Below are 11,483 nucleotides of genomic sequence, written 5' to 3'. Positions count from 1 at the left end.
CGGGTGTCCCGGGTACGGCGGCCGGTGTCCCGGGCATGGCGGCGGGTGTCCCGAACGCGGCGGCGGGCGTCAGGGAAATGGGCGGCGGGTGTCCTGGGCGCGGCGGCGGGCGTCAGGGAAATGGGCGGCGGGCGTCCCGGGAACGGGAGGCGGGCGTCACGGGAACGGGCGCCCGGTGATCACGGCCGCCACCGTCGTCCCGCGCGGGAAGGCGCCTTCGCCGGTCAAGGTGACGAGTCCGTACAGCAGCTTGGCGACATACAGGCGTTCGACGGGCAGTCCATGGCGCTGCTCGAAGTCCGTGGCGAAGGCTTCGAGCTCGTCGGGCACGCGCGCGTAGCCGCCGAAGTGGAAGCGGTCGTCGAGGCTCCAGGTGCCGCGCGGGCCTCCGAAGGCCTGCTGTTGCAGGTCCCTGACCTCGGCGGTCAGGAAGCCGCCCTTGAGGACCGGGACACCGAGGGCGCGCTGCCCAGGTGTGAGTCCGGCCGCCAGTCCGGCCAGAGTGCCGCCGGTGCCGCAGGCCACGGCGACGACATCGGCCCGGCCGTGCAGTTCGGCGCCGAGCGCCCGGCAGCCGCGTACGGCCTGCGCGTTGCTGCCGCCCTCGGGGACGACGTACGCCTCCTCCGCGTCCGTCCCGCGCAGGATCGCGGCCAGCGTCCGCGGCTCGGACTTGCGGCGGTACGTGGCCCTGTCGACGAAGTGCAGCCGCATGCCGTCGGCCGTACAGCGGGTCAGCGAGGGGTTGAGGGGCCGGCCGGCCAGCTCCTCGCCGCGCACGACGCCGACCGTGTGGATGCCCAGCAGCCGGCCGGCCGCGGCCGTGGCACGCAGGTGGTTGGAGTAGGCGCCCCCGAAGGTGACGAGGGTACGGCCGGCCGCGGCCGCGAGGTTCGGTGCCAGCTTGCGCCACTTGTTGCCGATCAGCTCCGGGTGGATCAGGTCGTCCCGCTTCAGTACCAACCGCACGCCGTGCCGCTCGAACCGGCTGTCCGCGACCTCCTGCACCGGTGAGGGCAGCCGGGGACGCAGCACGGCGGATCCGGGGGTGTCGGGGCTGGTCACCGGGCCATTGTCACCCGGAGGTGGGGGAGGGGGACTCGGGGCTGACGCCGTCCCGCGAGCCCGGGCCGGTCTGCGGCTGCCCGGACCGGCGGCGGCCGCGCACGAGGTCGATGAGTGACGGGCCGCCCCGCAGGCACCAGAGGGCGATCACGGGATCGCAGATCGCACAGCCCAGGGAGGAGGTGTGGGCGAAGGGGATGATCGGGTCGCCCTTGATGTGGTGGACGATGTCCCACGCCGTGTGCAGCAGCCAGCCGATGCCGATCCACGTCCACGACTCCAGGCCGCGGAAGGCGACGTAGGTGAGCAGCACGGTGAAGGGGAACTCCCAGCCGCCCATGCCGCCGCCGCTGAGGTACGCCGCGCCGGCGCCGCCGACCATGACCGCGTTCAGTCGCCGCCGGTGCGGTTCGCGGACGAGGGACATCAACAGGGCGTAGAGGATGCCGATGCCGATCGGCGCGATGTACTGCATGGGGGAGCCGTCTCCAAAGTGGGTGGCAGGAACGGATCACCACGCTAGGTCCGGTACCGCGCGCTCCCCAGCGGCATTACCGACAGGTACTGACGGGTTGTCGCCAGCCGCCCGGGTCCGGTTCGTGCCGCCCGCGTCCGGGCGGAAAAAGCGGGCCCTGCCCAGTCGTACGAAGATCCATTCCCGCTCTTTCGTGTAATAGCACCACGACGCTGTGTGCGGAAGGCTTGGTCGTGCACATCGATGCCCGAGGCATATGGGCGTCGGTCACAACCGGGAGGGCAGTTCTCTATGTCGGTAGGCGAAGAGGTCCGCGCGGAGCAGACCAAGCCGCAGCAGAGTCTCGGCACGGCGGCCGCGCGGAACCTGGCCACCACGACCAAGTCCGTGCCACAGATGCAGGAGATCAGCTCCCGCTGGCTGCTGCGGATGCTGCCCTGGGTCGACATCCAGGGCGGTACGTACCGGGTGAACCGGCGGCTGACGTTCGCCGTGGGCGACGGCCGGCTGACGTTCGTGAAGACCGGCGACCGCGTCGAGGTCATCCCCGCGGAACTGGGCGAACTGCCGGCGCTGCGGTCGTACGAGGACGAGGAGGTGCTCTTCGAGGTCGCCCGGCGTTGCGAGCAGCGGGAGATCGCCGCGGGCGAGGTGATCGCCTCGTTCGGCAGCCCGTCCGACGAGGTGTACCTGCTGGCGCACGGCCGGGTGGAGAAAGTCGGCACGGGCCCGTACGGGGACGACGAGTCCCTCGGCATCCTCGCCGACGGCGCCTACTTCGGCGACGACGCGCTGCTGAACGAGGACGCGATCTGGGAGTACACGGCCCGCGCGCTCACTCCGTGCACCGTCCTGGTCCTGCCCCGCGCGGAGTTCGCGCAGATCGCCGAGCGCTCGGACACGCTGCGCGAACACCTCCAGCAGCGCCGCTCGATCCCCTCGCAGCGCTCCAACAAGTACGGCGAGAAGGAGATCGACCTCGCCGCCGGCCACTCCGGTGAGCCGGACATCCCGCACACCTTCGTCGACTACGAGGCCAGGCCCCGTGAGTACGAGCTGAGCGTCGCCCAGACCGTCCTGCGCATCCACACGCGCGTGGCCGACCTCTACAACCAGCCCATGAACCAGACCGAGCAGCAGATCCGGCTGACGGTCGAGGCGCTCAAGGAGCGCCAGGAGCACGAGCTCATCAACAACCGCGACTTCGGTCTCCTGCACAACTGCGAGTACGACCAGCGGATCCAGCCCCACGACGGCGTGCCCGGCCCGGACGACCTGGACGAACTGCTCAGCAGGCGCCGCGGCACCAAACTGCTCCTCGCCCACCCGCGCGCGATCGCCGCGTTCGGCCGTGAACTCAACACGCGAGGGCTCGTCCCCGAGACCATCGACATGGCCGGCAACCGCATCCCCACCTGGCGCGGGGTGCCGATCTTCCCGTGCAACAAGATCCCGGTGACGCCGGAGCGGACGACGTCGATCATCGCCATGCGTACCGGCGAGAGCGACCAGGGCGTCATCGGCCTGCGGGCCTCCGGCATCCCGGACGAGATCGAGCCGAGCCTGTCGGTGCGCTTCATGGGCATCAACGAACAGGCCATCATCAAGTACCTGGTCACGGCCTACTACTCGGCCGCTGTCCTGGTACCGGACGCGCTCGGCGTCCTGGAGAACGTCGAGATCGGCCGCTGGCGGTGACGCTTCCGGTACGCCGGCCGTGTCCGCGCCCCGCAGCGTGGGTACACCCTCGGGGTACGCGCCCAGCGGCAGCGGACGCTCCACCGTCCGCTCAGTCTCCGAGGCGGTCCCATGAGTGAGTCCCTTACGGAGTTCAGGACGCAGACGACGCTGCCCGCCCCCGGTGGGCAGCACGGTACCGAGCCCGGGCATGCGGCCGGGGCGCCGGAAGGGCGAGGGCTCATCGGGACGCAGCGGGACGGCCGGCCGGGACCTGACGAGGGCCACGAGGCGGTCATGCTCCTGGAGCGCGCCCGGGCGGAGGTCGACCCGGTACTGCGGGACGCTTTCGGCTCCCTGCCCGGACCGATGCGCCGGATCGCGCTCTACCACTTCGGCTGGGAGCAGGCGGACGGCACGCCGGGCGAGGGTGGCTCCGGCAAGGCGATCCGGCCCGCGCTCGTCCTCGCCGCGGCGGCCGCCGTCGGCGGGCCCGAGGCGCGGGCGGCCGCGGTCCGGGCTGCCGCGGCGGTGGAGCTGATCCACAACTTCACGCTGCTGCACGACGACGTGATGGACCGGGACACCACCCGGCGCCACCGGCCCACCGCCTGGACCGTGTTCGGTGATGCCGACGCGATCCTCGCCGGGGACGCCCTCCAGGCGCTGGCCGTGCGGCTGCTCGCCGAGGACCCGCATCCGGCGGCCCCGGCAGCCATCGCCCGGCTCGCGGACTGCGTGGTCGAACTGTGCGCGGGACAGCACGCGGACACGGCCATGGAGCAGCGCGCTCCTGACGAGGTCACGCTCGACGAGGTGCTCGCCATGGCGGAGTCCAAGACGGGCGCACTGCTGGGGAGCGCCTGTGCGCTCGGCGGGCTCTACGCGGGCGCCGGGGACGCGGACGTGGCCGCGCTGGACGCGTTCGGCCGGGAGGCCGGGCTCGCTTTCCAGCTCATCGACGACGTCATCGGCATATGGGGCGACCCGCGCCGCACCGGCAAACCCGTCGGCGCGGACCTGGCCGCCCGCAAGAAGTCCCTGCCGGTTGTGGCGGCCTTCGCCTCCGGCACGCCGGCGGCCGCGGAACTGGCCGAACTGTACGCACGGCCCGGCGAGAAGGAGGACCTCGACCACATCGCCCTGACCGTGGAGCGGGCGGGCGGCCGTGACTGGGCGCAGAACCAGGCGGCCGACCGGATGGCCCGGGCGATGCAGCAACTGGCCCGCGCGGTGCCGGACCCGGAGTCGGCGGGCGGTCTCCTGGCCCTCGCGGAGTTCGTCACACGGCGCAGCAGTTGACCTCCGGCGGTGTGGCAATCGGCCGTTGGCACCAGGCGACGGTGCGGGCGTCGGGCCGTCGGCACCGGTCGGCTGTGTGGCAATCGGCCGTCGGCGGCACCTGAGTCGGCCTTCGGGTGGGCGAAGGCCAGGACTCCGGAGCGGCGGGGCTGTGCGGCTCCTGACTCCGCACGGCCCCGGCCTCCGGTCAGGCGGGTCCCGCACTTCCCCACGGTGTGCGGGACCCGCCCCCTAGGGCGACGACAGGCGCTTCGGATAACTGTCCGATGAAATCCCGCCAAGCTGCCGCCCCAGGCGCCGGGGCGATTCCCAACCCCCCTACGATCAACGCCCGTCGGACAAGTGAAGGGGCGGGACATGGGTGTGGCGATCCGTACGGCGGGCGTGGGGGACCGGGAGCTGATTGTCCGGCTGCTGGACGAGGCGTTCCAGGACGACCCCGTGAGCGGCTGGGTCTTCCCCGGGGCGGAGGACCGTCGTGTCAACCACCCCGGGCTCATGGCCGCGTTCACCGACATCGTGCTCGAGGCCGGGCGCATCGACCTCATCGAGGACGGTTCGGCCTGTGCCCTGTGGCTGTCCATGCCGGCCGACGACCATGACGGCGACACCGAGGACGACAGTCCGGCTCGGATACGTCAGGCCGTCGACCCGGGCAACGAACGCATCGAGGCGATCGCCCGGCTGACCGCCGCCATCCATCCCTCCGGGCGGGCCCACGAGTACCTGTGGATGATCGGCGTGGCCCCCGTCCGCCAGGGCGAGGGTCTCGGCACGGCGCTCATCGAGTCCGTCCTCGATCGTTGCGACCGTGAGGGACTGCCCGCCTATCTGGAGGCGAGCAGCGCCCGCAGCCGCAAGCTGTACGAGCGCCTCGGCTTCGAACTCGCCGGCTCGGTGCTCGACCTGCCGGAGGGCGGCCCGAGGATGTGGCCGATGTGGCGCGAGCCCCGCACCGCCGGGACCGCGTCCTAGTCCTCTCCGCCGATGCCCGGCCCGGCCGGCCCGACCACGCCCCCGCCCACCCGGCCTCGCCGCCTCCTATCCCTCCGGCAGCACCGTCGCCACGATCTTCTCCACCAGCCCCTCCGGCACGCTCACCCCGGGCAGTACACCCTCCAGGACGCCCGGCAGGGTCAGGTGCTCCAGGAGCAGGCCGAGCATGGCCAGGTACAGCACGGCGACGGACTCGTCGCCGCCGGGGAGGCCGGCCGTTCGGTGGAACTCCAGGGCCTCCTCCAGGTCACCGCGGACCGACTTGGTGTAGGAGGCGAGCAGTTCGGGACGCCGGGTGGCCTCCAGGCGCAGCTCCATGAGGGCCAGATAGCCCGTGCGGTCGCGGGTCGCGCGGGTCATCAGGTCGTCCATGAAGGCTGTGACCAGGGAGCGGTCTTTGGGGCGGGTCATCAGTTCGGTGACCACGTCGGGGTCGGGCGCGAGCCGCACGTGCAGCCGGGTGTCGATCTGGCGCAGCAGGTCGGCCCGGTCCGTGAAGTAGTTGGAGGCCGTGCCCACGGGCACGCCCGCCTCCGCGTCCACCGCGCGGAACGTCAGTCCGCGCGCTCCCTCGCGCGCGAGTACCTCGACACCGGCGTCGACGAGCGCGGCCCGGCGCCCGGGATTGCTGACCATGCGGAGTCCCTTCTCCCACTTTCCGCGGTTCGCGGTAAATCCCTTGCAACCACTACATCAGGAGTACTACAACTGAAGTCGTTGCAGTGGTAGCCTATGAAAAGAGACCGGCTTGCGAAAGCTCACGTACTTCATCGCCTGTTCGATCGACGGCTTCATCGGAGACCCGGACGGCGATGCGACGTCGATGTTCCGCTTCCTCGACGAGGAGTTCCTCGCCTTCCTGAAGGCGGAGTATCCGGAGACCGCGGCCACGCAGGGCCGCCGCGCCCTCGGCTTCGACGACCTGCCGAACAAGCGGTTCGACACCGTCATCCAGGGCCGCGGCAGCTACGACCTCGCCCTGAAGGAGGGCATCACCAGCCCGTACGCCCACCTGCGCGAGTACGTCGCCTCCCGCACCCTGAAGGAGTCGCCCGACCCGAACGTCGAGATCATCGCGGACGACTTGGCCGGGAAGGTCCGCGAACTGAAGGCCGAGGACGGCGAGTTCGGCATCTACCTGTGCGGCGGCTCCGAGGTCGCGGGTGAACTGCTCGACGAGATCGACGAACTCGTCATCAAGACCTACCCGCTCGTGTACGGCACGGGCATGCCGATGTTCGGCTCGGGCATCGCGATCTCGGACTTCACGCTCGAGTCGGTGCGCACGTTCGGCAACGGGCTGCTGGTGCGCACGTACAGCAGGAAGCGCTGAACCCCCGACCGGCCTACCCTGAGGACATGGGCAGCGAAGGACCCGTCTGTCCGGCCTGTGGACAGCCGGTGGAAACGGTCGTCCAGCGCCACAAGACGCTGGGCGCGTGGGTCCCCGTGTGGGTGGCGGGCCCCTGCCGCAATCCCGAGTGCGGGGCCTGTGAAGCGGAAGAAGCCGAGGGCGGCCGGACCGGCGAGGATTCCCGGGCCGCAGACTCCTCCCGGTCCGCCGAGGACACCGCCCCGCCCCGGTCCGCCGACGACACCGCCCCGCCTGCGACGACACCGCACGACGACGCCTTCGGGGAAACCGTCGCGAAAAATTCCTGAGTCCGTGTCGAGAATCCCGGCCCGGCTCCGACGTCCCGTGTGAGAGCCGCCCACCAGGGCGGTGAGAGCCGAAGGAGCGGACTGATGAAGTACCTGGTCATGGTGCAGGGCACCCAGGCGGACTACGACGCCATGCGCGGCAGGGCGTCGGCACACTCCCCCGCGTGGAGCGCGCAGGAGCTCCAGGCCATGTTCGCCTACATGGGAGCCATCAACGACGACCTCTCCGAGACGGGTGAATTCGTCGACGGGCAGGGCCTGGCAGAGCCGGCCCAGACCCGGCACGTCACCCTCGATGACGACGGCAAGGCAGTGATCACCGACGGCCCGTACAGCGAGACCAAGGAGCTGCTGGCCGGCTACTGGGTCCTGGAGTGCGAGAGCCTGGAGCGGGTCACCGAGATCGCCGAGCGCGTCGCCAGGTGCCCCCAGCCGGCCGGTGCCCCCGACTACCCGGTCGTGATCCGTCCGATCATGGACGGCTCCGGGGACATCTGAGGGCCTGGACACGCAGACGGGCGCGCCGGTGAGGAGCACACCCGGGATCGAGGACCTGCTGCGCCGAGACGCGCCGCAGGTCCTCGGCGCGCTGGTCAGGCGGTACGGACACTTCGACGCCGCCGAGGACGCCGTACAGGAGGCGCTGCTCGCGGCGGCCGCGCAGTGGCCCTCGGCGGGCGTGCCCGGCAATCCGCGCGGCTGGCTGATCAAGGTCGCCTCGCGGCGGCTGACCGACGCCCTGCGCGGCGAGGAGGCCCGGCGGCAGCGCGAGGAGCGGGCGGCGGCGCTCACACCCCGCGATGCCTTCACCGCCCCGCCGCCCGGCGAGCGGGCTCCCCGCGAGGACGACACGCTCTCGCTGCTCTTCCTCTGCTGCCATCCGGACCTGACGCCGTCCGCCCGGATCGCGCTCACGCTGCGCGCCGTCGGCGGTCTGACCACAGCGGAGATCGCCCGCGCGTATCTGGTGCCGGAGGCGACGATGGCGCAGCGCATCAGCCGGGCCAAGCAGAAGGTGAGGGGTGTGCGCTTCGGTCGCCCCGAGCGCTGGGAAGAGCGGCTGCCGTCCGTCCTCCAGACCCTCTACCTGATCTTCAACGAGGGGTACACGGCCACCTCCGGAGCCGCTCTCCAGCGCCGTGACCTCGCGGGCGAGGCCATACGCCTGACCCGTACGGTCCACCGGCTGCTCCCCGACGACCGCGAGGTGGCCGGACTGCTCGCGCTGATGCTGCTCACCGACGCCCGCCGCGACGCGCGCAGCGGACCCCACGGCGAGTTGATCCCTCTCGACGAGCAGGACCGGGGCCGCTGGGACAAGGGCGCGATCGAGGAGGGCGTCGCGCTGGTCACCGGGGCGCTGTCCGGGGGGCGCCCCGGGCCGTACCAGCTGCGGGCCGCGATCGCCGCCGTCCACGACGAGGCACCCTCGCCCGCGGCGACGGACTGGGCCGAGATCCTTGGCCTGTACGACGTCCTGGTCCGCTTCGTCCCCGGCCCCGTCGAACGCCTCAACCGCGCGGTCGCCGTCGCCATGGTCCGCGGCCCGCACGCCGGTCTGGCCGAACTGGACGCTTTGGCAGGCGAGTTGAAGGGGCACCGTGTGGACGCCGTACGGGGTCACCTCCTGGAACGCGCGGGCGATCCCCAAGCCGCCCGGGCCGCCTACGAGTCGGCGGCCGCACAGACCCTCAGCCTGCCCGAACGGCGCTATCTCATGGGACGGGCCGCGCGGTTGAGGGACTAGCGTGGAGCCATGAGCATGACGGGGGAACGGCGCCGCAGGATATGGCGCCGGGTTGTGATCGTGTGGGCGCTCGCCGTGACCGTCGCGGGCGGACTGACGCTGTGGCTCCAGGACTCGACGGAGCCCAGGGGGCCGTACGTCTGGGAGGAGACCAAGCCCGGCGAGACTCCTGACCTGCCGCCCTGCCCGACGCCGGACAGGCCCGGACAGCACGCCGCGTGCGCCTACGCCGAAGTGCGCTAGCCGCGGGCCCCGCCCGTCACCGGATCCCGGGTCGTCAGGCAGTACGTGCCGCCCGCCGGGTCGCGCATCACGGTCCAGCCGGAGAAGCCGGCCACGAAGGCGGCTCCGAGTTCCTCGTGCCGCGCCCGGGTCGCCGCGACGTTCGCGCAGGCGAGGTCGAGGTGGGCGGAGGCCGGGCGTTCCTCGTCGAGGCGTTGCAGAAGCAGACGGACCGGCAGACCGGGCGGCGGCTTGACCACATGGAACTCGGGGAGGCTGCCCGGCAGCGACTCCCAGTCGGTGAGCAGCGCGCTCCAGAAGGCGACTTCGGTGTCGAAGGCCGAGGGCGCGGCGTCCACGCACACCTGGTCGAGCCGGCTGCCCCGCACCACGCCCGGGCGTGACGACTGCCCGCGCCAGGGATCCGCGCAGAACAACTGCCCACCGGGCGAACGCAACACGACGAGCGAACCGACGTCGGTCACGACGCCCGCGCCGAGCCGCACCGCCGCGGCGGCGAACTCCGCTACATCGTCCACACAGAAGTCGAGGTGCGCGCCACCGGAAGGCGGCCCGACCGCCTGCACCTTCACGCAGGCGTCGGCGCCGTCGGGAAGCAGGGTGACGAACTCGTCGTGTTCTCCGCGCAGTTCGGACAGTCGGGTGTCCGTGACCGCCGTCCAGAAGTCGCAGGCGGCGCCGAAGGCCTGCCGCGGTCGGTCGATGAAGGCGTACGTCCAACTGATCCTCATGGGCGCGATCGTAGAAGGCGCGCGTCGCCGCCACCCGCGTGAACCTTGACCCGCCCTTGCCTCGCCGTTCCCCGCCTATTGGCCTGCCCCTGTTCGCATTCAGGAATGGACCACATCACGTTCCTCGTGGCGGTCGTCATCGTGACGGCGCTCGCCTTCGACTTCACCAACGGATTCCATGACACGGCGAACGCGATGGCCACGTCCATCGCCACCGGCGCACTCGCTCCGCGTACGGCGGTCCTGATCAGCGGTGTCCTCAATGTGATCGGTGCCTTTCTGTCCACCGAGGTCGCCAGAACCATCTCGGGCGGCATCGTGGACGACACCCTCGTCACCCCGGGGATGATCTTCGCGGGGCTGGTCGGGGCGATCCTGTGGAACCTGCTGACCTGGCTGGTCGGACTGCCGTCGAGTTCCTCGCACGCCCTGTTCGGCGGGCTGATCGGGGCCGTGTGGGTCGGGGCGGGCAGCGACGGCGTCAACTTCGACAAGGTCGTCGAGAAGGTGCTGGTGCCGGCGGTGGCCTCGCCGGTCGTGGCCGGAGTCGCCGCGCTGCTGGCCACCTACCTCGCCTACCGGCTCACCGACCGCGCCCGCGAGGACTCCGTGACCAAGGGCTTCCGGATCGGTCAGATCGCCTCGGCGTCGCTGGTCTCCCTCGCGCACGGCACGAACGACGCGCAGAAGACCATGGGCGTCATCACCCTCACCCTGATCTCGGCCGGCGCGCTCGGCCACCACGCCGGACCGCCCCTGTGGGTGATCGCGTCCGCGGGCCTCGCCATCGGCCTCGGCACCTATCTCGGCGGCTGGCGCATCATCCGCACCATGGGCAAGGGCCTCACCGAGATCCAGTCACCGCAGGGCTTCGCCGCCGAAACCGCCTCCACCACCGTCATCCTGACGTCCGCGCACCTCGGTTTCGCCCTGTCCACCACCCAGGTCGCCTCGGGCAGCATCCTCGGCGCGGGACTCGGCCGCAGGCTCGCGGAGGTCCGCTGGGGCGTCGCGGGCCGCATGGCGGTCGCGTGGCTGATCACGCTGCCCGCCGCCGCGCTGGTCGGCGGCCTGGCGGCGAGCGTGGTGCGCAGCGGCGGTGACCTCGGTACGGCGGTCGTCGCCCTGGTCGGCGCGGCCTTCGCCGCGGGCATCGTGGCCGTCTCGCGGCGCAACCCGGTGCACGCGCACAACGTCAACGACGCACACGAGGTCACCCTGCGCACCGAGCCGCCCGCCAAGGTCGGCGCGGCCGCCTGAACGAAGGGAAGTCGCCATGCATCCGGACTGGACCGCGCTCGGCCAGGTGACCGCGGTGAGCATCGGCATCACCGTCGCCGTGGTCGTCGTCTTCGCCCTCGGCGTCCTCGCCCTGGCCCGGCTGGAGGGCGCCCGCGAACAGCACGGCCGTACCTCTGTCCTCGGCCTGACCCAGGCGGCGCTGTGCTTCCTCGCCTACGCGGCCGTGGTGGCGTACGGGATCGTGCTGCTCGTCCCGCAGTTCCACTGACCGGCACCGGCCGCCGCCCACGACGAAGGGGCCCAGCCGGGGAAACCGGCCGGGCCCCTTCGGCTGCCCGTGGAC

General features: G+C 71.7%; 14 protein-coding genes. 10 read left to right on the top strand and 4 right to left on the bottom strand.

Annotation, left to right across the window (positions count from 1 at the left end):
• Positions 1 to 156 precede the first annotated feature (156 nt).
• Both ACFZDA_RS32065 and ACFZDA_RS32060 read right to left on the bottom strand, forming a co-directional pair.
• Complete coding sequence (locus ACFZDA_RS32065) at positions 157 to 1,065, bottom strand: pyridoxal-phosphate dependent enzyme (RefSeq protein ID WP_391088478.1); 909 nt, start codon at positions 1,063 to 1,065, stop codon at positions 157 to 159.
• 10 nt (positions 1,066 to 1,075) lie between these two features.
• Positions 1,076 to 1,540 (bottom strand): DUF6010 family protein, encoded by a 465-nt coding sequence (locus ACFZDA_RS32060; protein ID WP_391088476.1) that lies wholly within the window; start codon positions 1,538 to 1,540, stop codon positions 1,076 to 1,078.
• 291 nt (positions 1,541 to 1,831) lie between these two features.
• Between ACFZDA_RS32060 and ACFZDA_RS32055 the strand changes: the two genes are divergently transcribed.
• The 3 genes from ACFZDA_RS32055 to ACFZDA_RS32045 all read left to right on the top strand — a co-directional run bounded on the left by ACFZDA_RS32055 (position 1,832) and on the right by ACFZDA_RS32045 (position 5,494).
• Positions 1,832 to 3,238: a family 2B encapsulin nanocompartment shell protein gene (locus tag ACFZDA_RS32055; protein WP_391088474.1), complete on the top strand. Its 1,407-nt coding sequence runs from the start codon at positions 1,832 to 1,834 to the stop codon at positions 3,236 to 3,238.
• 111 nt (positions 3,239 to 3,349) lie between these two features.
• Positions 3,350 to 4,519 (top strand): family 2 encapsulin nanocompartment cargo protein polyprenyl transferase, encoded by a 1,170-nt coding sequence (locus ACFZDA_RS32050; RefSeq protein WP_391088472.1) that lies wholly within the window; start codon positions 3,350 to 3,352, stop codon positions 4,517 to 4,519.
• Positions 4,520 to 4,876: 357 nt separating this feature from the next.
• On the top strand, positions 4,877 to 5,494 hold the full coding sequence (locus tag ACFZDA_RS32045; RefSeq protein ID WP_391088471.1) for a GNAT family N-acetyltransferase: 618 nt from the start codon (positions 4,877 to 4,879) through the stop codon (positions 5,492 to 5,494).
• 66 nt (positions 5,495 to 5,560) lie between these two features.
• Here ACFZDA_RS32045 and ACFZDA_RS32040 read toward each other — a convergent pair whose 3' ends face one another.
• Positions 5,561 to 6,151, bottom strand: a complete 591-nt coding sequence (locus ACFZDA_RS32040) for a TetR family transcriptional regulator (protein ID WP_391088469.1) — start codon at positions 6,149 to 6,151, stop codon at positions 5,561 to 5,563.
• A 112-nt stretch (positions 6,152 to 6,263) separates the two neighbouring features.
• On the opposite strand from ACFZDA_RS32040, the gene ACFZDA_RS32035 reads away from it, so the two are divergent.
• The 5 genes from ACFZDA_RS32035 (at position 6,264) to ACFZDA_RS32015 (ending at position 9,167) form a co-directional block, all read left to right on the top strand.
• Positions 6,264 to 6,848: a dihydrofolate reductase family protein gene (locus tag ACFZDA_RS32035; protein ID WP_391088464.1), complete on the top strand. Its 585-nt coding sequence runs from the start codon at positions 6,264 to 6,266 to the stop codon at positions 6,846 to 6,848.
• Positions 6,849 to 6,874: 26 nt separating this feature from the next.
• Positions 6,875 to 7,177 carry a hypothetical protein gene (locus ACFZDA_RS32030; protein WP_391088462.1) on the top strand — a complete coding sequence of 101 codons (303 nt, stop codon included), beginning with the start codon at positions 6,875 to 6,877 and terminating at the stop codon, positions 7,175 to 7,177.
• Between the two features lie 84 nt (positions 7,178 to 7,261).
• On the top strand, positions 7,262 to 7,675 hold the full coding sequence (locus ACFZDA_RS32025; RefSeq protein ID WP_391088461.1) for a YciI family protein: 414 nt from the start codon (positions 7,262 to 7,264) through the stop codon (positions 7,673 to 7,675).
• A gap of 28 nt (positions 7,676 to 7,703) precedes the next feature.
• A complete protein-coding gene (locus tag ACFZDA_RS32020) occupies positions 7,704 to 8,924 on the top strand; it encodes a sigma-70 family RNA polymerase sigma factor (RefSeq protein ID WP_391088460.1) in 1,221 nt (406 codons plus the stop codon).
• A 9-nt stretch (positions 8,925 to 8,933) separates the two neighbouring features.
• Positions 8,934 to 9,167 (top strand): hypothetical protein, encoded by a 234-nt coding sequence (locus ACFZDA_RS32015; RefSeq protein WP_391088458.1) that lies wholly within the window; start codon positions 8,934 to 8,936, stop codon positions 9,165 to 9,167.
• Here ACFZDA_RS32015 and ACFZDA_RS32010 read toward each other — a convergent pair.
• A complete protein-coding gene (locus ACFZDA_RS32010; protein WP_391088457.1) occupies positions 9,164 to 9,898 on the bottom strand; it encodes a VOC family protein in 735 nt (244 codons plus the stop codon). The two genes, ACFZDA_RS32015 and ACFZDA_RS32010, sit on opposite strands and share 4 nt — an antisense overlap.
• A 105-nt stretch (positions 9,899 to 10,003) precedes the next feature.
• Here ACFZDA_RS32010 and ACFZDA_RS32005 point away from each other — a divergent pair, with 105 nt between their 5' ends.
• Together ACFZDA_RS32005 and ACFZDA_RS32000 are read left to right on the top strand one after the other, a co-directional pair.
• The gene (locus ACFZDA_RS32005) at positions 10,004 to 11,158 is read left to right on the top strand and encodes an inorganic phosphate transporter (protein WP_391088455.1); all 1,155 of its coding nucleotides are present in this window, start codon (positions 10,004 to 10,006) and stop codon (positions 11,156 to 11,158) included.
• A gap of 16 nt (positions 11,159 to 11,174) precedes the next feature.
• Complete coding sequence (locus tag ACFZDA_RS32000; RefSeq protein WP_391088454.1) at positions 11,175 to 11,408, top strand: hypothetical protein; 234 nt, start codon at positions 11,175 to 11,177, stop codon at positions 11,406 to 11,408.
• Positions 11,409 to 11,483 lie beyond the last annotated feature (75 nt).

It is taken from the genome of Streptomyces sp. NPDC007991, assembly GCF_042958445.1.
Lineage (GTDB): Bacteria > Actinomycetota > Actinomycetes > Streptomycetales > Streptomycetaceae > Streptomyces.
Note: the sequence above shows the minus strand (reverse complement) of the source record. Positions and strands in the feature narration are given on the sequence as shown.